14 protein-coding genes are annotated in these 24954 nt (G+C 34.9%); 4 read left to right on the forward strand and 10 right to left on the reverse strand.

The window, feature by feature from the left end; all coding sequences use genetic code 11:
- Positions 1-147: 147 nt before the first annotated feature.
- Together BUB82_RS04780 and BUB82_RS04785 are read left to right on the forward strand one after the other, a co-directional pair.
- The gene (locus tag BUB82_RS04780; RefSeq protein ID WP_073192469.1) at positions 148-4488 is read left to right on the forward strand and encodes a PA14 domain-containing protein; all 4341 of its coding nucleotides are present in this window, start codon (positions 148-150) and stop codon (positions 4486-4488) included.
- A gap of 81 nt (positions 4489-4569) precedes the next feature.
- A complete protein-coding gene (locus tag BUB82_RS04785; protein ID WP_073192470.1) occupies positions 4570-7062 on the forward strand; it encodes a zinc-dependent metalloprotease in 2493 nt (830 codons plus the stop codon).
- A 77-nt stretch (positions 7063-7139) separates the two neighbouring features.
- Here the strand turns inward: BUB82_RS04785 and BUB82_RS04790 are convergent, their stop codons facing one another.
- Positions 7140-7856 carry a phenylalanine-4-hydroxylase gene (locus BUB82_RS04790; protein WP_234949761.1) on the reverse strand — a complete coding sequence of 239 codons (717 nt, stop codon included), beginning with the start codon at positions 7854-7856 and terminating at the stop codon, positions 7140-7142.
- Between the two features lie 189 nt (positions 7857-8045).
- Positions 8046-9287 carry a serine hydrolase domain-containing protein gene (locus BUB82_RS04795; RefSeq protein ID WP_073192472.1) on the reverse strand — a complete coding sequence of 414 codons (1242 nt, stop codon included), beginning with the start codon at positions 9285-9287 and terminating at the stop codon, positions 8046-8048.
- 148 nt (positions 9288-9435) lie between these two features.
- Between BUB82_RS04795 and serS the strand changes: the two genes are divergently transcribed.
- The gene (serS, locus tag BUB82_RS04800) at positions 9436-10707 is read left to right on the forward strand and encodes a serine--tRNA ligase (protein ID WP_073192473.1); all 1272 of its coding nucleotides are present in this window, start codon (positions 9436-9438) and stop codon (positions 10705-10707) included.
- Positions 10708-11015: 308 nt separating this feature from the next.
- On the opposite strand, the gene BUB82_RS04805 is transcribed toward serS, so the two are convergent.
- Positions 11016-11684, reverse strand: coding sequence for a hypothetical protein (locus BUB82_RS04805; RefSeq protein ID WP_073192474.1), 669 nt, complete (start codon positions 11682-11684; stop codon positions 11016-11018).
- A gap of 407 nt (positions 11685-12091) precedes the next feature.
- Here BUB82_RS04805 and BUB82_RS04810 point away from each other — a divergent pair, with 407 nt between their 5' ends.
- Positions 12092-12430 (forward strand): single-stranded DNA-binding protein, encoded by a 339-nt coding sequence (locus BUB82_RS04810; RefSeq protein WP_073192475.1) that lies wholly within the window; start codon positions 12092-12094, stop codon positions 12428-12430.
- A 66-nt stretch (positions 12431-12496) separates the two neighbouring features.
- Here BUB82_RS04810 and BUB82_RS04815 read toward each other — a convergent pair whose 3' ends face one another.
- The 7 genes from BUB82_RS04815 to BUB82_RS04845 all read right to left on the reverse strand — a co-directional run bounded on the left by BUB82_RS04815 (position 12497) and on the right by BUB82_RS04845 (position 24954).
- Positions 12497-13504 (reverse strand): LacI family DNA-binding transcriptional regulator, encoded by a 1008-nt coding sequence (locus tag BUB82_RS04815; protein WP_073192476.1) that lies wholly within the window; start codon positions 13502-13504, stop codon positions 12497-12499.
- A gap of 178 nt (positions 13505-13682) precedes the next feature.
- Positions 13683-15023 carry a T9SS type A sorting domain-containing protein gene (locus BUB82_RS04820; protein ID WP_073192477.1) on the reverse strand — a complete coding sequence of 447 codons (1341 nt, stop codon included), beginning with the start codon at positions 15021-15023 and terminating at the stop codon, positions 13683-13685.
- A 221-nt stretch (positions 15024-15244) separates the two neighbouring features.
- The gene (locus BUB82_RS04825) at positions 15245-16165 is read right to left on the reverse strand and encodes a glycoside hydrolase family 17 protein (RefSeq protein ID WP_073192478.1); all 921 of its coding nucleotides are present in this window, start codon (positions 16163-16165) and stop codon (positions 15245-15247) included.
- Positions 16166-16168: 3 nt separating this feature from the next.
- On the reverse strand, positions 16169-18667 hold the full coding sequence (locus BUB82_RS04830; protein ID WP_073192479.1) for an MFS transporter: 2499 nt from the start codon (positions 18665-18667) through the stop codon (positions 16169-16171).
- An 11-nt stretch (positions 18668-18678) separates the two neighbouring features.
- Positions 18679-20184 (reverse strand): glycoside hydrolase family 30 protein, encoded by a 1506-nt coding sequence (locus BUB82_RS04835; protein ID WP_083574476.1) that lies wholly within the window; start codon positions 20182-20184, stop codon positions 18679-18681.
- A 24-nt stretch (positions 20185-20208) separates the two neighbouring features.
- Complete coding sequence (locus BUB82_RS04840; protein WP_073192481.1) at positions 20209-21492, reverse strand: glycosyl hydrolase family 17 protein; 1284 nt, start codon at positions 21490-21492, stop codon at positions 20209-20211.
- A 9-nt stretch (positions 21493-21501) separates the two neighbouring features.
- Entirely contained in the window at positions 21502-24954 is a 3453-nt protein-coding gene (locus BUB82_RS04845; protein ID WP_073192712.1) for a hypothetical protein, read from the reverse strand.

Here is a 24954-nt window from a genome sequence, read left to right on the forward strand (position 1 = left end):
GATTTATTGTCATGTTATTAAAATTTAACCTTAAAATTTCTTATTTATAGCAATTTTTATAGGTGTCTAGCAATTTTAAAAGCACTTAATTTTCTCATAGTCATATCTTTGCATTTGATAAAGATGATATCGATTAAAATTTTAAATATGAAAACAATATTACCTAACAAATTGTTTTTAAGTTTTGTTTTTGGTTTTTTACTATTAAACAGTTTTCAAACTTTTGCTCAAGCAGAATGTAATTCACTAACTACATCTGTTCGTCAGCTCGGCGATGGACCTGTTGATGACACACAAAATATTAACTTATCATCATTAGGAGTAAGTATAGGTGATCAAATCACTGTATCAAATCTACTTGCTGACGGAGATATGGATGGCGGTACAGAAGTATTTAGTCTTTCTATTAACGGCGGAACTGCTATTACGGGATTGCAAACTGGTTTGCAGTGTAACGGAACACTAGCGCCTTTAACGGCTCCAATTTTCGAAACTGTTAGCGTTATTGACATTGGTGGTGGTACACCTGGTGTAAGTTTACGTATACAATATGATAGTGTTATAAATTTTTGCTCACCAACATTTGAATATACGGTTGATATAGAATATTGTGAAGAAGACGGCGCTTTAGAATTTGCACAAGGTGATGGTAACCCTACTGGAAATGGCCCAATACAGTCAACCTCTATCCGGTTTAGAAATAACCAAGATAATCCTGCAGCTAACACTTTCTCTACTTATACGCCTGAACTAAATGCAGATTTTAATCTCACTAATCACCAATATAATTTCTCAGGATTAGCAGCTTCAGCAACAGGTGCCATTGGTTATACGACTGCTGCTAACTCAATACTTGAAGATATGAACGTATTTGGTGGCGCTGTTAATGAATATTTCACCTCTTATAACTCTGTAGCAGGTTCAGGAATAGCTGTAACAGAAAATCAAGGTGTCCAATTTATGGCTATCTCATCAACCTTAAATGGTGGTCCTGCTACTTCAAGCCGTGTTCAAATGTATGATATCGAAATTAGCTTTGATCGTCCGGTTGATAATCCTATTCTTCATATTGCAGGTCTAGGAGGCGCCTCAGGTGGAACTAATTTTTCAGTAGAATTTGACGTTGTGAATACCAATACTAGCGTAACACTTGAACGCTTATCAGGAACAACACCTTTTGAAGTGGTTGGAAACCAAATTAATCATGCCGATGCAAGTCCTGGCGCTACAGGTGCAACAGCTGGCTCGGGTTCTGTTCGTTTAAATGGTGAAGGCTTAACAAGTTTAACTTTAAGAACATATTTACGTGGTAATGGCTCTGGTAGCTGGTCAGCCAATACAACTGATCCTGCAGGTGATGCCTTCTATTTAGGGTTTTCAGTTGGAGAGTCTAATTTAGAAATTTCTTCTTCTGTAAGTAACACTACACCTGACCCAGGAGATAATGTTACCTTTACATTTACCGCTGAAAATTTAGGAACTTCTAATGCTACAGGCGTTAATCTAGATGCACTCTTACCAGATGGCTATAGTTTTGTAAGTGCCAGCCCAAGTGTTGGGTCCTATGATTCTGGTACAGATTTATGGACACTTGGCGATCTAGACTTTGGCGACACTGAAACACTTGAAGTTGTCGCTACGGTAAATGCCACTGGCGATTATGTTTACTCAGCTACCATTGATGGTGATTTACGTGACCCTGATGAAACTAATAATACGACAATACCGTCTATTACTGTGCAATTAGATACAGATGGTGATGGCGTTTTAGATCCAGACGACTTAGATGATGATAATGATGGTATTTTAGATGTTGACGAATGTAATGCTGTAGAAACAGTTGGGGAATTAAGTTATGAATTGTATGACAGTGCGCCAAGTGGTCTAACGGTAGACAACATTCCTTCTACAGGAGCGGATGAAACTGGAACAATTTCAGATTTTGATGTAACATCACTTGCCAATGCTGCAACTGGTAGTGCTGAAACCTTCTCAATTCGCTATACTGGAAAAATTAAAATTGCAACTGCTGACACGTATACTTTTTATACAAATTCAGACGATGGATCTAAATTATTTATTGACGGCGTAGAAATAGTCGATAACGATGGTGATCACCCAGTACAAGAAGAGTCGGGCGTTGTAAGTTTAAGTGAAGGTTTTCACAGCATTGAGATATTGTATTATGAAAATGCTGGTTTAGAAGTTTTAGAAGTTTTATATGAAAGTCCTTCAATTTCAAAAACATCTATTCCTTTTTCAATTTTATACTCATCGCCAGAACCGTGCGTTGATACCGATGGTGATGGTATACCTGATAATCTAGATTTAGATTCTGATGGTGATGGTTGTAGTGATGCTAATGAATATTACGAAAGCAATAATGCTGACGGTGGAGATGATGGCGTATTCGGAACTGGAACACCAAGTGTAGATTCAGACGGTTTAGTTATTGCCGCTGGTTATGATGGTACAAATCTTTCATCAGTAACTGATGATACGGTAGTTAGTGGATGTGATTTTATTCAAGATGTTGCAGGTGACTGGTCAACAGCTTCCAATTGGAATTTTGACCTCGTACCAACCTTAGATAATAATGCTATTATCCGAGCTAATTCAACTGTTAGCTCTAATCAAGCGGTTAACAACCTAATTGTAGACCCTACATTTACCGTTAGTGTTAATGACGGAAATACTCTTAATGTAAAGGGTAACCTCACTAATAATGGTGATTTCGACGGTGATGGTTATGTCGTATTTGATGGCAATTCTGCTCAATCAATCGATGGTGATGGTTCCGACGCTGGTAGTTTTACTAATATTCGTGTTAACAATTCTGCTGGTGTTACACTTACTGATGACGCCGATTTATTTGAAACTTTAGATTTAGATAATGGTGACTTTAATATTCAAAGTGGTGATTTCTTAACTTTTAAAAGTAATGCATCTGGAACTGCTGTTTTATCTGAAGTAGCTTCAGGTAGTACTATTTCAGGATGTGTTATTGTTGAACGTTATATCCCTGCTAGTAATCGTGCCTTTAGATATACCGCAGCTTCTGTTAACACAACGGTTACCTGTGGTAAAGAAACGATTAGAGATAACGTTCAAGAAGGCAATAGTGTCTCTAATATTGATGATTATACAGGAACTAGTGAAACACCTGGATTTGGAACTCACGTAACTGGCTCTACGGTTGGTGCTAATGGCTTTGATGCCACCATCACTGGAAACCCATCTATGTTTAGCTGGGATGAGGCAACACAACAATGGGGTTCTGTACCTAATACAGATACACAAAGCTTTAATGTCGGTGATCCTTATTCATTATTAGTAAGAGGTGGCCGTGAACTTGACTTAAGAGTAAATAACTTTCAATTAGGCTCTGCAACAACGCTTCGCTTTACTGGTGAATTAGAAACTGGTGATGTAAATGTCACTAACCTTGCAACTGATATAGATCAATATAGCTTGGTCGCTAATCCATATCAAGCACAAGTTGATATGAAAGCTTTACTGGAAAGTTCTGATGCTAACAATTTAAGCTCATCTTTTATGTATATCTACGACCCAACACTTGGTACACGTGGTGGATATGCAACTGTTGACTTAACCACAACTAACGGATCGTCTACGCCTTCTGGTTCTGAGGCTAATAAGTTTTTGCAACCTAATCAAGCCTTTTTTATCAAAAATACAGCAGCCGCTCCAAGCCTTACATTTAAAGAAACTTATAAAAAAGCGGTTGATCAAAGTTTGACTAACGAAACCTTTAGTATTGACCAAACTAGTGTAATTACTGCTAATCTTAAACGCGCGCACGACAATAGCTTTAAGCTCGTTGATGGTATTAAAATTATGCTTAACCAAAACTTTGATAATACCGTCTTAAATAACGACGCTCCAAAATTTTGGAATTCTGATGAATCAATCGCTATTGAACATAACAATAACTGGTTAGCCGTTGAACGTAGACAAATCCCTGAACCTAATGAAAGTATTCAACTATTTATCTGGGATTACAAAAACACCGACTACCAGCTTGAACTTAAACTTGGTAACCTTGATCAAACACAGATTAAATTAAAAGATCATTACACCAATGATATCGTCGAATTACCAACAAGTCAAGCTTTTACTTACAACTTTACAGCGAATTCAAGTATTCCTGAAAGTGTCTCTAATACTAGATTTGAATTGATTTTTGAGCAAGTGAGTTTAAACACTAATGAGCTCACTGAAAACAACATTAGCGTTTATCCTAATCCTGCCACTGATATACTGCATATCGATATCCCACAAATCGCTGGCCAGGAAGTTACCCTAGAATTAGTTGATATGGCTGGAAGACAGATTTCTAAAGAAACACTAACAGCTCAAACCAACACGATCTCTACAAAGGCAGTCCAAAATTTAAGCGCTGGTGTCTACAATGTCAATATTCAATTCAACGATAATAGCTTCAACAAGAAAATTATTGTTAAATAAATTCAATTTCAGCAATTAACATTAAACTTTAGTGCATTTTAGTTGTCATAAAAATCTACATGATAACTAAAATGCACTTTTATGTTTAAAAAAATTATTTATTTATCATTTGTAGCAGTTTTAATGCTTTCGTTTAATTCCTGTTCTATTTTTAAGGGAAAAACAAAAGCTAAATCTTCTGCAAATGCTCAAGCAAAAAGGCCTTCTAAGGGCGACATTAAGCCTTATTCTAAGGTAATTACCAAATCAGCCAAAACAGACAAAGGACTTTTCGATGTTCACCAAGTCAAGGATAATTACTTCTTTGAAATTCCAGACTCACTTTTTAATCGGGAAATGTTAATGGTTACAAGAATCGCTAAGACCGCTCGCGGCATCGGTTTTGGTGGTGGTAAACAAAACGAACAAGTATTAAGATGGCAGCGAAAAGGTGATAAAGTTCATCTAAGAGTTGTTTCGTATCAAGTTGTTGCTAATGATTCTTTACCTGTTCATGAAGCTGTTGTTAACTCTAATTTTGAACCTATTTTATACAGCTTCGATGTGAAAGCTTATAAAAAAGACTCTATCAATAATAACACTGTTGTTGATGTAACTAAATTGTTTACTGATGATGTGCAAGCAATAGGTTTACAGAAAAGAAGCCGAAGACCTTATAAAATTTCGCGCTTAGATAAATCAAGATCTTACATAGACACGATTAGAAGCTACCCTAAAAATATTGAAATTAGACACGTTAAAACCTATAATGCTGGCCAACCACCATCTAACTCAAGTACAGGTTCTGTGTCTTTACAATTCAGCAACTCGATGATTTTATTGAGTAAAGAACCTATGGAACGTCGTTACTTCGACCAACGCGTCGGTTGGTTTACAAGTCGCCAAACCGATTATGGTCTTCCGGCACAAAAGTCTAAAACAGTTGAATACCTTGACCGCTGGAGACTAGAAGTGAAAGAAGAAGATATTGAAAAGTTTAAGCGAGGTGAATTAGTAGAACCTAAAAAACCTATTGTTTATTATATTGATCGTGCCACACCTCAACAATGGCGTAAATACATCAAACAAGGTATTGAAGATTGGCAAGTAGCCTTTGAAGCGGCAGGTTTTAAAAATGCCATTATCGCTAAAGATCCACCTACTAAAGAAGAAGATCCAGATTGGAGCCCAGAAGATGTTCGCTATTCAGTTGTACGCTATTTAGCTTCTCCAATACCTAATGCTAATGGTCCACACGTCTCAGATCCGCGTTCTGGTGAAATATTAGAATCAGACATTAATTGGTATCATAATGTAATGACTTTACTAAGAAACTGGTTTTTTGTACAAACAGCAGCAATTAATCCAGAAGCTAGAGGTGTTGAGTTTAAAAATGAAGTTATGGGGCGTTTAATACGTTTTGTATCGGCTCATGAAGTTGGTCACACTTTAGGCTTACCACATAACATGGGTAGTAGTGTTGCTTATAAAGTTGAAGATTTACGTGATCCAGAATTTACTAAAAAATATGGTACTGCGCCATCTATTATGGATTATGCAAGATTTAACTATATTGCTCAGCCAGGTGATGGCGATGTGGCCTTAATGCCAAACATCGGTCCTTATGATAAGTACTCTATTAAATGGGGTTACCGCCCAATTTTAGATAAAGTTGGTAAAGAAGAAAAACCTGTTTTGGATCAATGGATTTTAGAAAAAGCTGGCAACCCAATGTACCGTTTTGGTAAACAACAAATCGGTGGTGTTATTGACCCTAGTTCACAAACTGAAGATTTAGGAGATGACTCCATGCGCGCATCTGAATTGGGTATTGAAAACTTAAAACGTATTGTCCCAAATTTAATCGAGTGGACAGCTGAAGACGGTAAAAACTATGATGATTTAGAAGATTTATACAGTCAAGTTTTTGGTCAATATAACCGCTACATGGGTCATGTTACTGCTAATGTTGGTGGTGTTTATGAGTATTACAAAACTTATGATCAAGATGGCGCTGTATACGTTCATACACCTCGTGATAAGCAAGTAAGAGCAATTGAATTTTTAAATGAACAACTATTCGAGACACCACAATGGCTACTTGATGATGAAATTTTTAATAAAATTCAATTTGATGGTTATGTGGAACGCTTAACAGCTTACCAAGAACGTACATTAGATAACTTACTTGATTTTGGGCGTTTTGCTCGTATGATGGAAAATGAAGAATTAAATGAAGACGCTTATTCAGCTCTTGAAATGATGGGCGACTTAAGAGAAGGCTTATTTAAAGAGTTAAGGTCAGGACAAACTATTTCACGTGCTCGACGTAACTTACAACGTTCTTACATTAAACGTATGCATGAACTCATGACCGAAGAGCAGCGTTCTATCCCTTCACAATATAGAGCTTACATCAACCAAAGTAATATTGATGTTGAAACAAGTGATATTAGACCATTAGTAAGAGGCGAACTTAATAGCTTACTTAGAGATTTAAGACGTGCTGCTAGACGTACTAATGATACGATGACACTTTACCACATTAGAGACGCCGTAAAACGCGTAGAAAATATTTTAGATCCTAAAGATTAAGTTTTTTTCATGATTAGTTAGGTTAGTTAGTGAAACGCCCGCTGTAATAATAGCGGGCGTTTTTTATGAAAAATGCTTTAGGTAACCAACGCTGATTGCTCCCAGGTTTGCTTTAATTGATGCAGACTATTAAACAAGTCACTAAAATTATTAATCACGTAATAATCTTCTTGCATCACATCTGTCCTAAATGGCTTATTGATAATCTCGTTAATATCATAAGTGTGAAAATTAGCGGCTTGTTCATCAATTTGATTGGTTTCACCAAAAGAAGATAAAATCCCAGCACCATAAGATTTAATTTTAGCATCTTCTTTTAGCACCCCAAATTCAATTGTAAACCAGTACAGACGTTGCAGTTGAACAAGCTTTTCTGAGTCATTTAAATATTGGCAACCTAATTTACCAAACTCATGTACAAATTCTGAGAAGATAGGATTTGATAATAACGGAATGTGCCCAAAGATATCATGAAACATATCAGGCTCTTCTAAATAATCTAGACTATCTTTAGAGCGCAACCAAGTTGAAGAACAAAAGGTTTTTTGGGCAAGTAACTGAAAAAAATCTTCAACTTCAATTAAACCTGGCACCACTTTAATTTCCCATTCAGTTGAAGTTTTAAACCATTTGTTTACCTTTTCAAAATCAGGAATTTCATTTACATTCAACACAGGAGACATCACCTCTAAAGCATCAATATAGGCAGTAGATGCTTTGTTAGGAATGTTTTTTAACTGGCGTTGAGCAAGTGTTTTCCACACCCATAAATCGCTTTCAGTGTAATTTTTCATGTTTTGTTTCATAATTATAGAGCATAAAAAAATCCCGATTCAATTCAGAATCGGGATTTAGATTAATGTATTAAGGTTAAGCCATCACATTATCAACCGATTCTGGTCTGAAACAGTATAATAATAGTAATAAGCTTGTTGATTAAATTTCATATTTACAAATGTAAACGACTCTTTGTAATTGACTAATTAACCATTGTTAAATTTTTGTTTTGAAGAGTTATTTTGAGAGAACTCATTTAATTTAAGGTTATTAAGCATTTTCTTAGCTTGATTTTCAAGGTAGTTTTGAAAATAAACTTTAGACCTGTTTTGCGTATGACTTAATACAATGTAAGTTAACTCGTCTTCAGGAAAGTAATGTAAGCCATTTCTAAAGCCATCCCATAAGCCGTCATGGTAAATTTCAATTTCACCAGATGAATTTACACGCGTTCTAAAACCCATGCCATAATCATATTGCTTAAAAGTATCAAGGTTGAACATTTGGTGAACTGAAGCTTTAGAGAGTAATTTGTAATTTTTTAGTTGTTTAAACCAGATCCACAAATTATTTGCTGTGGTATGAATACCCTTATCACCTAAAGCGCCATTATGAAAACTTGGTGGTAAATTTATATAACTTCGACCATAAGGTTGAAAAGCCGTAATTACATTTTCTCTTGAACGGTTTTGAACGCCAACGTAAGTTTCGTCTAAACAATGTGGACTAAAAAAATGTTGTTGTAAAAAATCTCTAAAACTTTGGCCACTTAGTTTCTCGGTTAAGGCTACTAAAATGGCGTAATTAGTATTATTATAATCAAATCGGCTACCAGGTCTAAAGCTTAAACTGCTCTGGTGCTGGTTAATCAACTCTAAAACTTCAAATTGGTCAGGCGCTTTTTCTTGATGCCAATAAGCTTCAGTTAAATTCATATAATCCCAAAGACCAGAAGAATGCTTCAATAAATCACGCACTTGAATATTTTCAAATTTAAATTCTGGAAAGTAATTCACTAAGGCTTGGTTGATGTCAACTTTACCTAATTCAGCTAATTTTAAAACAGCAGCTGCCGTAAATTGCTTACTTACTGATGCCAGTTCAAATGAAATATCGGTGGTCAGTAAGTCTTTAGCCGTAGGATCTTTGTAGCCATAAGCCTTTTCAAAAATAACTTGATTTTTATAGGCCACTAAAACGACGCCATTAAATCGACTACGCTTAGCTTTATAATCTAGCTTATTCTCAAAGCTTACAAGCTTATTGGAAAGGATCGATTTATAATTAAACTTAGGTTTTTTTTCTGGCTTTACTTCATCAAACACAAGCTTTGAAGCTTCTTTAGCATTTTTATTAACCGTGGCATGACTAAAACTATAGTTTATAAACACTGCTACAATAAGCATAAAGGCGATGAGCAGTAAAATTCGGCGCTTATTCTTTAACATAAACAAAACTTGAACGCCAAATATACATAAACTTAACCTAATATTATTTTGACTTAACATTCTAATCTTGTAATGAATATTGTACAAGACGGCTGAATTGCTAAATTTGTACATTTAGTATAAACCGGAGGCCAAAAGACCATTAATTATGTTAGATGTAAAACAAATTAGTACGCATAAAGACGCTTTTATAAAAGCGTTGAAAAAAAGAAATTTTAATGCCGAAGATCTCTTTGAAAAGCTCTTAAAACTTGATGAAGAACGCAGACAAACCCAAAAACAATTAGACGATACTTTAGCAGAATCTAACCAGCTATCTAAAGAAATTGGCGCGTTGTTTAAACAAGGAAAAGCCGATGAAGCTAATGCTATTAAAGAAAAAACAGGGGCTTTAAAAGAAAACTCTAAGCAGTTAAACCACAAAATGGAAAGCCTTTTAACTGAGCTTCAAGATTTGCTTTACACCATACCTAACGTGCCTCATGAGTTAGTACCTGCAGGACAAACTGAAGATGATAATCAAGAAATTTACAGCAAAGGCGATATCCCAAAACTAAGCCATAAATCCTTACCACATTGGGAGTTAGCTAAAAAGTACGATTTAATCGATTTTGAGTTAGGTAATAAAATTACAGGCGCAGGGTTTCCCGTATTTAAAGGCAAAGGCGCTAAATTACAGCGTGCGCTTATTACTTATTTTCTAGATAAAAATACCGATGCGGGCTATCAAGAAGTACAAGTACCGCTTTTAGTCAATGAAGCTTCGGGTTATGGCACCGGACAATTACCTGATAAAGAAGGCCAAATGTATCATGTTACTGGTGATAATCTATACCTGATTCCAACTGCTGAAGTGCCTATCACTAATATTTTTAGAGGTAACATGCTTAATGAAAGTGAATTGCCTATTCAACTTACCGGCTACACAGCTTGTTTTAGACGTGAAGCAGGTAGTTATGGCGCTCACGTTCGCGGACTAAACCGTTTACATCAATTTGATAAAGTTGAATTAGTAAACCTCACCACACCTGAACAATCTTACCAAATGTTAGATGACATGGTAGAGCACGTCAAAGACATTTTAGACGAGTTGAAGTTACCTTACAGAATATTAAGACTTTGCGGTGGCGATTTAGGATTTACATCGGCATTAACCTACGATTTTGAAGTCTTTTCTACGGCACAAGACCGCTGGCTAGAAATCTCATCTGTATCTAATTTTGAAACCTTTCAAGCCAACCGACTAAAAATACGTTATAAATCGGCCAATCAAAAAAAGCAACTTGTGCATACGTTAAACGGAAGCTCATTAGCGCTACCAAGAGTTATCGCTGGTATTTTAGAAAATTACCAAACCGATGAAGGTATAAAAATACCTGAAGTATTAGTACCTTACACAGGTTTTGAGTGGATCAAGTAGAGGTTAAACATTAATATAGTTTATCATCTTTAGCTGAAGTATTATATTTTATATCATGCAACTTTAAGTTTAATGTACATTATTTCAAAATTTTATGCACATTACTTTGTGAATTAATGTACATTATTTTAATTTTTAATGTACACCATTTAGCTGAATAATGTACATTAAAAAATCTATTACTTACGAAGACTTTAAATAATACCTATAGGTATGCCGAAACTTACTAGTAATTTAAAATAATTTTTATTGAAAAGATTGATTATTGAGACATCATAGAAAGGCTTAAACATTTTTTAAACAAAGGTTCACTTATGCCGATTTTTAAGTGATTCAACCAATTTCTCAATGTAGACTTTTCGTTTGATCAGTTGGCTAATTTCAGCCTCGAATGATTTGGTGTTGCTTATTTTAGGAAATGCTAATCTATTTTTAGCTAATGAATTAGAAATTAAAATATTGAAATAATTATAGCTTAAAATCACTTTTTGCAACACATTGGTTTCAATCACTTGAAAACCTATTTTTTGAGCTGTTCTTTTATTAATCACATAACTTGTGCCTTGAATTTTCATTGATGGATTGTTTTCATGTGTTTCGATGAGTGATAATAATCCAATAAGGTATTGGCGAATGACATAATTTGTGCGTTGTTTTCCAGTCATATTCCAGTCAATTACAAAGTAGTAATCAAATAAAGTTCCACCATGAATTTTTATAATGTTGTTTTTAGGACTTTCAGCAATAAATAAAGACGAATAATACTGCATTTTCCCGCTTTTTTTAAGAGATGGCATATCAAAAAATGGCGCAATAATAGATAGTAGTATGGCGACAAATAAAGCACCTATAAAATAAAATTGAACATAAATCACAACAGCAAGTAAAAGCGTTAAAACCACAAGCGAAGATAAAGCAAGTACAATTTGAAATGTGTTTTGTTCTTTTTTGGTTTTATTATAAAACTTGTGATTCATCTTAATTTAGTTTTGATGTGATATTTAAGTATTGATCGATAAAAATTTATTGACTTCAAGAAATAAATTGCGTTTCACTAACAAACTAGGCCAAATTAAATTAAAATCTTGTTTGGTTTTAATGGTTATGTTATAGAAATGCTTAATTTGAAGCACTCTTATTAATCCACAAACATACTGATTGCTAAGCAAAATTTAAATTGAAACCAACCGATTAAGTTTTTATAATTTACAAACTGATGACACATTTATTCAAATACAAACGCTTACAAACGACTATAAAGGTAAGTAAATAGTTATTAGACGAATACAACTTCAATCATCTATCATCTTTGTCTCGTTGTTTAGTCACAACAGGTTCAGATAGTCTGAATCTATTTATTAAATCATTTTAAATATTTATCGTTATGAGCACGTTAAAAAATTCAGTACAATTAATGGGACACTTAGGACAAGATCCCGAAGTCGTCAATTTAGATTCAGGTAAAAAGCTGGTCAAATTTTCTTTAGCTACCAATGATTATTACACTAAAAAAGATGGTGAAAAGGTTACTTCTACCGACTGGCACAATATTGTTGCTTGGGGTAAAACCGCGGACATCATCGAAAAATATGTAACTAAAGGTCGTGAAGTGATTGTAAGAGGTAAGCTTAGTTCACGGTCTTATGAAACAAAAGAAGGTGATAAACGCTACATTACAGAAGTTGTCTGTGACGAAGTTGTTATGACTGCCCAAAAAGGATAAGTTAGCCTTAGCAATGATTATAAACAAATTCTTAAAATAAAAAGCTGCCCATCATAGGCAGCTTTTTTAAGTTGTTGCTTTTGGGTAAAGCGATGTAGACATTTTAATGGTTTTATAATTAACTGCTTTTTCACTTTTATTTTCTAAACGCCGAATAAGCAGCTCTGTAGCCTCTCGGCCAATATCTTCAGCATTTTGATTAATATATGACATCTGCGGGAATGATAAATACGAAGTTTCCTCATCACCAAAACCTATAATTGCAATATCTTTTGGGACTTTAAAGCCTAGATCTTTGGCAATATTAACGCACATAATTCCCGATGTATTATCAGCTGAAATAACTGCATCAATATCTTGACTTAATAAAAAACGCTTAATATCTTGATGCGCCTCATCTTTTTGATCAATCGTTAAGATTAACTGGTCGTTTGTAGGTAAGCCATTTTCAATTAATGCTTTTGTATAACCTTCTTGACGTAAACCACCAATTTCTAAATGAGCAATATCGCTTACAAAAGCAATTTTTTGTCGTCCACTTTCAATTAAGTATTTAGTAGCGTTGTAAATGGCTTGTTGGTCGTCTATGACTACTTTATCACAATTAATTTTTTCAGAAACCCGATCAAACAAAACAATAGGTTGTTTTATAGAGTGTGATGTTTTTAAATGATTAACGTGATTTTTTTCAAGAGTTTCTGTCGCTAAAGACATAATAAAACCATCAACACGACCATTGGTAAGCACATTGATACTTTGCTGTTCGTTTTGGTAGCTCTCATGACTAATACAAACAATCGTATCATAAGATTTTTCACTGGCTGCTTTTTCAATACCAAACAATACTTTTGCAAAAAAATGATTTAATATATCTGGTACAATAACGCCAATCGTTTTGGTTTGATTAATTTTTAAACCAAGTGCCATTTTATTGGGCTTATAGTTATAAAGTTCGGCAGCATCTCTAACCCGCTTTTTAGTTTCAGGGCCAATATCAGCACTGTCATTTAAAGCCTTAGAAACTGTCGATATAGAGACGTTTAATAGTTTAGCGAGTTCTTTTAGGGTTGTCATACCTGCTGAAATTAATAAGTGTTTACAAAAATTAAACTTACAGTATTAGACTATAATTTAAAAGACAATTTTATATTTTTTTAGCGAAGTTGAAGCTTATAATCTAAATTGAATTAAAAAAAGGCTTGTACAACCAGTGTACAAGCCTAAATCAACTTCAACTTCAAACTAGAAAAAATTAGTTTTTAATCAGTCGGATAGTTTTTGTGCTTTTAGCAGCATTTTCAAGTTGAGCAAAATAAACACCAGTTGGTAAGGCTTCAGATGAAATTGTAGCACGATCAGCATTAATTTCCTGCTCTAAAACTAATTTACCTAAAGTATTATAAACCTTAACTGAAGTCATTTCAACACTAGCTGAAATTGTCCAGTTACTGCTAGAAGGGTTTGGATAAACAGAAAATTCAGCTGTGTTAAACTCATTATTACTTAAAGTGGTGTTTTTGTGTAAATAGATATTATCAACAAAAGCAAGCTGAATAGTACCTGATGGTGTTATTAAAAACTGTGTCAAAGCTGCTCTAGCGTCAATACCATTACCGTTAACGTTGTTAAAATCTGATAATGGCACATCTATTGAAACCCAAGTTTGAACATCATCAGGACCAAGTGCTATTGTTAATTCTCCAGCGTCTGTTTCACCACTTCCATTAGCGTGATTAGACCATTTGGTGTTAAATACTTGTCCTGCTTGAAAATCATCAGACACCCAAAAATCCATGTGAAAATGCGTCATTCCTGTAGCATCAACAACTTGATCAAGATTAGAGCCTAAAAAAGTTCCAAAATCCATTCTCAACATATCATCTCCAGCTTCAGTCACTTCAGTAAAAACAGTTGGATCATCCCAAGGCACGTTTGTTAAACCTGTGTCAGCACCATAAGCATCACCGTAGATTGATATCACATCACCTGCTGGTCTATTAGGTGGTGTCGGCGCTGCTACTGTTGGTACAACTTCACATGGAGGACAAGAACCACCACAATCAACACCTGTTTCATCACCATCTTGAACACCATTGTTACAAGTTGTTTGTACTTCAGTAACAGATACATTATCTATAAAAACAAAACCTACTTCTGCACCCATGTCAAATAACACTCGATCATCAACGCTATCACCATAACCAATGGTAAACTGATAAGTAAAAGTCTGTGAGGTTGATGTTAATGTAGATGTTTCAGTTAAGGCTGCGAAGTCTCCTCCGTTTTTCCCTAAACCAACTACAATATCTCTTGAACCTGTTGTTGCATCCGTAAATGCATCAAAACTTAGCTCATACGTCATGCCATCTTGTAGTGTAATAACTTGACTAAGGTTAACGTCAAAAGGGTTTCCTGCAGCTTGAACATCTGCTTCATTTAACTTATTAGTCCCTTGCGTTACAATATTAAATGCATTACCAAACCATGAACCGTCTGGTGCTGATTCGAAGTCGCCATTAGTGACTAACTCTGTTTGTGCAAAACCTGCTACAGACATTGCGAAAATCATTAAAAAAGTTGTAATTTTTTTCATCATATTAAATTTTGGTTTATAAATTTTAATTAATCATTAAATATAAGATGTATAAATTGTTAATTCAATGTTTACACCACTACAAAAAACATACACTCAACCTAAAACAATTTTACTACTACATCGTTGTAGATAATGCAGTTAGAACAACGCTTGTAGCAAACTCACAATAGGCTTTGTATAGTTAATGTATAGTTCTGTGTGGTTAATATACAGGTGAATTAGTACTTGATTTTTTCATTTTTATCCCATATACCCCAATAAGCACCAACTTCACCTTCGTCACCAACTTTCCAAGACTCATCAAAAGATGAAAAGTAAAAGCTTTCTATGCCAGCTTGTTGACACCAGTTTTGAGTATTGATAAAATATTTTAAAAAATTAATGTCTGAAGGCTGTGCGCTTCCTAAACTTTCTCCTTTACTTGGCCATCCGGTTTCTGTGATAATAACCTTTTTACCTTTTGCAGCGCCTAAAGCCTGACCAAACATTTGCTGCATGTGCGTTAAAGCATAATCAATATGGCAACTTTCCCAAAAAGGGTAACAATTGGCTAAAATTACATCGCACAAATCTGTTAGGTCTGGATGTACCGTAAATTCGTAATAAGCATCTACATAGCCGACTGGGATGTTTTTAGGGATAGCAGCACGAACTTCACGAATATATGTTTTTAATTGTTCTAAAGGAATATCATTTCTGTAAAGCACTTCATTACCTACAGCTGCAATGTCAACCAAGCCATTATTAGATAATTCTATTAAAGCATTTAATTCTTGTCTATTTTTTTTGGGGTCATCACCAATCCAAGCGCCTACAAGTGTTTTTATGCCTTCTTCTTTAGCGGCCTGAGGCACAAACTCGTTCCCTTCAATACATGAAAAAGAACGCACCCACTTTGTATAAGGTTTAAGAATTTTCATGCGTCTTCTTACCTGTTCGAGGGTAATATGATCACCTGGCTCTTGACCATCTTCATACATGCTAAAACAAATACCGTGCATACCTTTAGAAAGTATATTCTTAAAAATAGCTTTCAGGTCTTGAACATCGCTATCTTCTGGGATAAAGCTTTGGTGCTGAATAGAAGCTAAAAAAGCCTCTTGCTTTGGTGTTAATAGTTGATCTTTTCTATATGACATAGGTTACTTAAATTTTAGTTTTTCTTTTTCGTTCCAAATACCCCAACGTTGACCAACATCACCTTCATGATAGATTTTCCATGATTCATCAAAGGAAGAGAAATAGAACATAGGAATATCTTCTTTATTTGACCAATGTTGAACGTTTATAAAATACTTCATTGCATTAACTTTTGAAGGTTCTGCGTTTTCTGTACACTCTCCATCACTTGGCCAACCTGTTTCAGAAATAATAACAGGTTTCCCTTTTGCTCGTATTTCTATTAATCTATACATGTATCTTAGATAAGCTGTTGAAACATCAATATCTGCACCTTCCCAAAACGGATAACAGTTAATTAAGATAACATCTGATGCCTCAATTAGGGCAGGATGTTGGTCAAAAATATAGTAAGCGTCTACATAGGCTACAGGAATTCCTTTTGGAATTAAACTTTTTACACGCTTGAGATAATCTATAACTTCTTCAACAGAAAGCTCGCTGCGAAGTAATACTTCGTTACCAACAACAGCAATATCTACCATGCCAGCTTGAGCAAGTGAGACTAATTTTTTAATTTCGGCTTCATTATTTTGCTTATCATTACTGATCCATGCACCTACAACGGTTTGTAGGTTATTATTTTTTGCAAATTGTGGAATATATTCATTACCATTAGTACAAGAGAACGAACGCACCCATTTAGTATAAGGTTTAATGATACGCATCCTTCTAGATATTTGTTCTTCTGTAAGCTTATCGGTTAAATCTTGTCCTTCTTCATAAGGACTGAAACAAATACCGTGTAAACCTTTTTTTAAGGTTGCAGCAAATAACGCTTTAATTTCTCTGGGGGATTTTTGTACAAAGTCTAAATCATATTCTCGTTCTGGTTGAAGATTAAGCCCTTCAAAAGAGAAATTTTTATGAGCCAAGTAGCCACTTGATGATATAACTTTGGGTTTAACTTTTCTTCGTTTTAACTCTTTGCCAATTTCATTTACGCGCTTTTCGTCTAAATTGTAACTCCACATCACAATAAAAGCAATAGCTGCTGTACCTGCAGGGACAATGATATCTGCAATTCTGAGATTAGTCATGGTTTCAATTGTTTGCACATCTGCATCAGGAACAAAACCAACAATACTTAAAATCACACCGCTTAAGACCAATGCTATTGATTGACCTAATTTAACCATCAACCAATAAATTGCACCAAAGGTTCCTTCTTTTCTTGGCAAGCCATTTTCTAATTCGTCTAAATCACAAACATCAGCCGTCATAGACATCATCAGTGTAAATAAACCACCCATACCAAAAGCAAACAGAGGAATTGGTAAAAAAATAAGCCATGGCACACCATCCTCAACATTAATCGTAAACCAGCTAGCGCCGATACGCTCTAAATAGGGATTTAAAAAGTTAAAAATTGTACCTAGTCCTTCTGTTAATGATTGCCCTAAAGCCGTTTCGTTAAATTGTGCATTCAATTCTACATCAAATCCCCACCATTTGAGCACATACCCAACAATAGATAAAAAGGTAGAAAGTAAGAAGGCATTACGCTTACCGATTTTAGTAGCGATTTTAGAAATGATAGGAATTACAATAAATGCTGTTATGATAGCATTTATGGTATTGAACCAAGCTGGCCAAGTTCCAGCCATATCATAGCTGCCATTATACATATAAAACACAATAATGAAGACACCAAAGGCAGCAACCAATTGAAAACCATTAAAAACTAAAAAGGTAGCGCCGCAAAGCTTCATAAATGGTTTATTTTTTGAAACTTGCAGAATACCTTCCCAGAGTTTTTTTAAGTTTTTGGCTAATGTTTTAAAGCTAATTCGTTCTCGATCCTCCATTTCGCCTGCATCCATACCTTTACAAAACAGCGATGGTAAAACTCCAAAAATAATGGTCATACTACCAACAATTAGCGCCATTGTTCTTACACCTTCAGGTTTAGTGCTAAAGGTTTCTGTATCTGGAATAATAACATAAAGCCATGGTACAATCATCCAAGCAATTTGCCCCATAGTATTAGAAAAAGCCATTAACCTTGTTCGCTCGTGGTAATCTGGTGTCATTTCATACCCCAAACCAACTAACGGTGTGGCAAACATGGTATTTCCAATTAAAAAAAGCAGCTGAAGAATCATGACATGCCAAATAATATAAGACTCAGAAGCATTATCATCTAACTGCCACATTAAAAAAAATAAAATTCCGCTTAAAATTGAACCAAAAAATATGTAAGGTCTACGTCTTCCCCATCTAGATTTTGTATTATCGGTTATAAAGCCCATAATGGGATCGGTAATCGCATCAAAGACTCTGGGTAAACCACCTAACAAACCAGCCCATAAGGGATCAACTCCCCAAGCTGTTAGTAAAAAAAACTGAATAAAAACACCTAAGGTACCTGGCAAGACATTTAAAATAAAATGTCCTGCACCAAAGGCCGCTTTTTGTCCTACAGGTACTTTTGCTTCAGCAGGTGTGATTTTATCAGACATGATTTACTTTTTTAATTAGCAATATTGATGGTTTGAATCGCTTGTGGACTAATAGAGATTGTTTTAGTTAGTTCACCTAGTTGAAGTTTAAATACTTTCTCCTCTTGAGATGGGTTAAATACAATTGCAATATGATTTCCATCCGGATTGGTAGCAGCTGTAACTTGTAAATCTTTATCAGTAGATTCAAAATCGATACGTTTTGCACCTGGACGAACATATCTACTAAAGTGTGCCATCGTGTAATAAAGCGGTGTAAAATAAACTTCATCTTGGTCTGGATCTACAATTACAGGTGCAACACACCAGTTTTTAAACCAGTTGGGACCTCCTTGACGATCGAGAACCATATTCCAATCTACCCAACCATCTACCCAATTATTCATACAGCCGATAATATCTCTAGCATACCGGTAAACTGGTCTATATTTAGGGTGCAAGTATTTTTGGTCTTCAGGTGCCCAATCCCAACCCCAATCGGTGGCTTCTTTTCTCCAGTACCAATCGTCTTCTTGCCAAACGGGAACTTGTGCATCTACACAAGCTTCAGTTTCAATTAAGTACTTATCAGGTGCTTTGTTGTGAGCGTATTGTAGATCTTCTGCAAAAATTTTATACGTACTTTCATACCAGTGTACAGCAGTGCCATCAAAATATTTTGCGTTAGCTTCATTTTTATACATGACATCTACCCATTCTTTTAAGCCAGCTCTGTTTTGGTCGTAACCTAAAATCTTCAAATATCCTTTTCCATCTTTTTCCAGCTTTGGCCCTAAGTGTTCTCTTACAAATTTGGTCATTTCTTCGGGTGTGTAATGCATACTTTCCCAATTATTCCCATTACCATGAGGCTCATTTTCAACGGTAAATCCCCAAAGATTTATTCCTTCAGCTTTATAGGCATCAACGTATTTTGAGAAGAATAACGCCCAAGTGTCGTAATATTCAGGCTTTAATTTACCACCAACCCAATCGTTGTTGGTCTTCATCCAAGGTGGCGCCGTCCAAGGTGATGCAAATAATTTAAAACCGTTTTCAGATGCTGCCATGGCATCTTTAATCATAGGTATTAAATCGGGTTGATCTTCTTTAATAGAAAAATGCTTTAAATTTTTATCGCCTTCTACTGGTGCATAAGAATATTGGCTTAAAGAGAAATCACAAGAATTCATATGTGTTCTCATCAATGAATACTTTGCGCCACTATCAGCAAAATAAGCATCAATAATTTTTTTTCGATTTGCTGGGCTCAATTGATTTAGCAAATAAGCTGAAGACTCTGTGAATGCGCCACCAAATCCCGTAAATGTTTGAAAGGTTTTTTGGGGATTTAGAGTAATGATTGCTTTAGGTTCGACCGTGTTAAATGAGTCGATTTTAGTCAGTTGATGCCCATTTCTAGATGTTTCAACAACCTCAACTTTTAAGTCATTTGATTTATTTTCATTTGTGCTTTTACAAGAACTGGCCATTATTATCACAAATAGATTTAAAATTAAGATGATCAATCGTTTCATAAGTTCTGTATTTCATGATTAGTTTTAATGATTGAGATTAATTTCATTTTTAACTGGTGGTATTAAAACATCCAGAAGAAGGTCGGTTTTTTCACCATTATAGGTCTTTTCTATTGGGTTTCCGTCTCGGGTTAAGCCTTTAAATGTCTTCTGGCCTACTTCATCCCAAAGTGCGTATTTGGCCTTTCCATCAACTGTAAAAAGTCCAAAATGGTTTTCAGAATCTAATGGGTTATGAGCTGCTTTCCAAGGTTCATCAAATGCTTCAAAGTAAAAGCACTTTATTTTGTTTTGCGTTGCCCATTCTCTCATTTTATGATAATACAAGGCTTGTTTGTACTCATCTGTAGCTTTTGAGCCATGTTCGCCATAAAACCCGTTAGAAAAGCTTGCCCAACCTGTTTCACCAATGTGAACAGGTTTATTGATACCTAGACTTTTCATATAACTTACAACACTATCATACTGAGATATGGCATAGCTTAAAGAGCGATTCATCACTTTATCTAACTTTTCTGTATTACTTAGTTGTTGTTCTTTTGGCAGAACACCCCAAAAAACAGGGTTGTAATGGGTATCATGCATTGGGTAAGTATGAATTGACAAGTAGTCTACACTTTTAATCAATTCATTTAGTTCTGGTGTATGATATTGACTTTCGCCACCACCCCAAGAAGCAAAATTATCTGAGCTGGTAATCCAAAGGTCTTGGTCTAGTTTTCCTGCTTGTTTTAATTCTTGTAAATAATTAACCCATTTTAAAATAATATGAGGTTGCACAAAATAAGCTGTAGCCCATTTTACCATGGCTTCATTACCAACCGCTACTATTTTTACAATATCTGGATAGGAGTTGGCTAGCTCTACAGCGCGATTAATTTCTGCTTCGTTATACTCACTTTCCTCGTTGTGGTTTAGCGGTAACTCTGTCCAAGCATTTTTGCAATCTATCCAAGCGCCTAACATCACATACATCTCAAAATCAGGGTTGTTTTGCTTCAATTCATGGATAGCTTTTAAAATATTGGCGGCATGAGGTAAACGCACGTTGTATGTTCTTAAAACACGAATTCCCAAGGCGTGCATAATCTTTAAATCGTCTTTGAGCTGATTTAAAGTTGGTTGGTTATTGCGTGTTTTTGAACGGTAACCACCATAAGAAATGGCTAAATATTCAGGTTTACTGAGGATTTCTTTCGCGGTTAAATTGTGGTTATTTTGCATTTTTTCATTCTCTTTTTGAGATGGTTGACATGAGGCCAATAACTGAAGGCTTATAACTAAAAAAATGTTTGCTATTGACTTCATCATGACATTTTATTTTAGAATAGACGCCTTAAGGCTAACATGAATGGTTTTAATTTTTCCAGACCGACTAAAAACTTTCTGAGCTAAAGTGCTTGTTAATTCTAGGCCTTCAATTTGTAATGAATCAGCATTATATAATTCGACTTTTATTTCATTTTGAGTTGAAATGTTATAAATAATCGGAACTTGACAGAATGTAAATCCTAATGAATTTTCATTTAAATGAATTTGATGTTTTTGATTATTGACATCTACATATCTGAAAATATGCGTTTCATCTAAAAACTCAGATTTTCTTAATAAATGGGGTTTAAATTGAAGCTTTCCTTTTGTAATGTTCACACCCAATTCGCCAAATCGGCTTAAAATATCTTCTTTTACTTGACCTGTCATTCCCGGTTGTTGTGCTCCTTTTCCTAATGGTGTATGCGAATAGGGATCAGTTGGGAAAGCGCCATATAATTTTGGAGTTTTATGAACGCCGATACCTTCATTAATTTCGTAATAATGCTCTAATAATCGTCCAACAGTTTCAGCAGATTCGTTGGTGTTAATAGCTTGTAAACAAGTTTCTAATACCGCTAATTGTAGTTTTGAAACCATGTGCCAATAAATTGATCCTAAACCTTCATAGCCATAAAATGTTCCTGAACGGCCAGTAAAAGCCTTATGGTTAAAAACTTCTTCATAAATTTTAAGAATATGATCTTCTTCTTGTTGCGCTAATGCTGAATAAGTTTCATCTTCTAAAGATTGTAAAGCTTCTTTTAATTTTTTTGAATTATTGAAATTAGCATTGAAATGATAATTCCCTTCGACGTCTTTTTCAATAATTTCTTTATGGCCATCTTTTACTAGTTGTTGAAGTAATACAGAAGAATTAACTGAAGTTTCTGGAACATGATTACGGTCTAAAAAGCCTTTTAAGGATTTGTTTGGATAGAGTAAATAACTGTACTGGTCTTGCCTAAACAAATCGCTGTTTTTAAGCGCATCTAATAATACAAGCGACTGCTTCGCGTCTAGGTAGCCAGAACTTAATACCGCAACCTGACCTTCTAACATTTCAGATAGGTAATCGATAGTAATTTTGTTGCCATCTATGGTCATTAAGTTATATGCATGATATAAATGATCAGTACGCTTGTTTACCTCAATAGCCTGTTCTATGTAGTTAAGGCTTGTACTTATAAATTGCTTAATTGCTTCTGCCGAAACTTTAGTTTTATGACCTGACAGTCCAGATTTATAGACTTCACATCTGTATAAACTAGCAGCATGACCAAGTTCATCTAAAACTTCTTTTCGCTGAACATCTGAGAATGTCCCTTTTGTTAAATCTTGATATCGCTTAAAAGTGGTATGCATTTTAGAGAACATCTCGGCCAACTCTTCTGAAATTTCATAAGTTTCAGACACATCAACCTCATCAATAACAGACTTAAAAAAAGCTAAAAAGCGTCTCAGGTAAAATAATGTTACCATAGAAACACCATTACCCACTAAAGCATTGTTGGCATCGTTCCATTCTGGTCTCTGGGTATTTATCCAAATACCTGCTTCAGGAATAAAGTTTGAAAGTTTAGCTAAGGTCGTCGCTAAAATTTTCTCTATGAAGTTAACATGAATAATCTCACCATTTTTATTTTCTAGTAAAGCACCATCAGCCCCGATTTTGCTGCGCTTACTTCTAATTTGAGCATCAGATTTATGGTCAAATTCTATGGTATCTTTAGGATCTTTTAAAATGTCTTCATAAGACTTGATTTTGTAAGGCACATTGGCATATACAAACTGAGACTTATTAAATAATTGAGATAAACTTTTCGGTTTATAATCTTCACAAAACTCTAAAAATTTCAATAAGTAGATGATTTGGTGATCGCCCCAATAACCAATATAAGACCATGGATCGTCTGGTTCTATAGTTTCCCAATCAAAGCCATCTTTAGTAACGCGATACGGATTGTAGCCATCAAAAGTTGTTGCATTTAAAAATTTATAGATCATGCTTTCAATAAACTCCGGATAAGCATAGGCTAAGCTTTCCCAGTTTTGGAAAATATCACGCCAATTACCTTCATAATCTAAGATTTTACGGCCTTGATCGTCTTTGGTATTAATGGAGAATTGATTCCAAGGTCGGCTAGGATCACCATGTCTACGGCTAAATTTTAGCGGTAAATATTCTATTGAAAGGCGGGAAAAATCTGTATTATTTAATTTTTCAGCTAATCCTTTTAAGTCATTTAAACTGAAAACCTTTGGAAGTGCATTGAGTTCATTTTTATAGGTTTGAGCTAGAGGTTTATTTGCTTTATTTAGATAATTTTTAAAATCTTGACTTTCAATTTGATAATTGTTATCAAAAATACCACCGCGCATAATATTGAACATGGTGTTAGAATAATGCCGTATATCTCTTAGATTATCGTTAGAACGTTGCAGACCATCGGCGGCGCCATTAAGTTGCATTAATTTTTCAGTGCCTAGCTCAATATCATTTTGAATTAGTTCAGCTAGGTTAGTTTGTTTTAGATCTTGTTGAAGTTGAATAACTGCAGAATGATTATAGTTAACATCAGCTACAATAAACCAAGAGGTTTGTTCTTGCGTGTCTAGTTGAAGTGTTTTATTAATAAAAAACGCGCCTTTTTCAGCTTTTACGTCGGTTTCTTGTGAAATTTGTTGTCCTGCTCTAAACTTTTCAAGCTGTAAGGATGAAAGTAGATAAGTTGGATTTTCTAAGCCTAAAGACCATACAACATTAGCTTTTAAAGCTTCACTAGGTTCTGCTTTATCTACTGGAACGGCACTGAGTGCAAAAATCCCTAAACCGTTAACCGTATCAAGTTCGCTTCGTTTATAAGCATCAACTAAGTTACTGCTTTGAGTTTGCAAATCTGGAACTACACCAGCTGGTAGTACATTCTGCAGTCCATCTAAGATTTCAATTTTTACGGGTTTTTGATTTAGGTTTTTAATTTCGACCTGTTTTACAAAACCAAAGCGATCGCTTGTTGACCAACGATAAGAATAACTTAGGTTTAAACTGTGATTAATTTCTTCGAAGACCAGTTTGTCACCATAAATGTTTTTGTAGATATTACGAGTAATTTCGTATTGCTCTACAAAACGGTTTGAAAAAGGTTCCCAAAAATTTAAATCGCCATTTAAGTGAACTTTAAAAATTGATTTGCTTCCCGTATAGTGTGCAGATTCAGTGATTTTATCATCGGTATAATACGGAAAAAGCGCAAATTCTGAATTTCGTCTTCCAGCTGTTAAACCGCCATTACTTGAAATAAACATCCAGTGATTAGAGTCGCTTACAATGCTCATGAAAAATGGTCGCATGGCATCGATATTTGAAATTTTTAAAAATTTTTCGCCATTTAACCTTACTTGTTCTAAATCACTAGTTTTAGACGTTTTATTGTCTAGTATCTTGTCTTGAATCAT

The organism is Psychroflexus salarius, assembly GCF_900129035.1.
Lineage (GTDB): Bacteria > Bacteroidota > Bacteroidia > Flavobacteriales > Flavobacteriaceae > Psychroflexus > Psychroflexus salarius.

Excerpts from the sequence above, each read along its gene's own strand:
- BUB82_RS04780 (WP_073192469.1), top strand. The coding sequence starts at position 148 with ATGAAAACAATATTACCTAACAAATTGTTTTTAAGTTTTGTTTTTGGT.
- BUB82_RS04785 (WP_073192470.1), top strand. The coding sequence starts at position 4,570 with ATGTTTAAAAAAATTATTTATTTATCATTTGTAGCAGTTTTAATGCTT.
- BUB82_RS04790 (WP_234949761.1), bottom strand. The coding sequence starts at position 7,856 with ATGAAAAATTACACTGAAAGCGATTTATGGGTGTGGAAAACACTTGCT.
- BUB82_RS04795 (WP_073192472.1), bottom strand. The coding sequence starts at position 9,287 with ATGTTAAAGAATAAGCGCCGAATTTTACTGCTCATCGCCTTTATGCTT.
- serS (WP_073192473.1), top strand. The coding sequence starts at position 9,436 with ATGTTAGATGTAAAACAAATTAGTACGCATAAAGACGCTTTTATAAAA.
- BUB82_RS04805 (WP_073192474.1), bottom strand. The coding sequence starts at position 11,684 with ATGAATCACAAGTTTTATAATAAAACCAAAAAAGAACAAAACACATTT.
- BUB82_RS04810 (WP_073192475.1), top strand. The coding sequence starts at position 12,092 with ATGAGCACGTTAAAAAATTCAGTACAATTAATGGGACACTTAGGACAA.
- BUB82_RS04815 (WP_073192476.1), bottom strand. The coding sequence starts at position 13,504 with ATGACAACCCTAAAAGAACTCGCTAAACTATTAAACGTCTCTATATCG.
- BUB82_RS04820 (WP_073192477.1), bottom strand. The coding sequence starts at position 15,023 with ATGAAAAAAATTACAACTTTTTTAATGATTTTCGCAATGTCTGTAGCA.
- BUB82_RS04825 (WP_073192478.1), bottom strand. The coding sequence starts at position 16,165 with ATGTCATATAGAAAAGATCAACTATTAACACCAAAGCAAGAGGCTTTT.
- BUB82_RS04830 (WP_073192479.1), bottom strand. The coding sequence starts at position 18,667 with ATGTCTGATAAAATCACACCTGCTGAAGCAAAAGTACCTGTAGGACAA.
- BUB82_RS04835 (WP_083574476.1), bottom strand. The coding sequence starts at position 20,184 with ATGAAACGATTGATCATCTTAATTTTAAATCTATTTGTGATAATAATG.
- BUB82_RS04840 (WP_073192481.1), bottom strand. The coding sequence starts at position 21,492 with ATGAAGTCAATAGCAAACATTTTTTTAGTTATAAGCCTTCAGTTATTG.
- BUB82_RS04845 (WP_073192712.1), bottom strand. The coding sequence starts at position 24,954 with ATGATTCAAGACAAGATACTAGACAATAAAACGTCTAAAACTAGTGAT.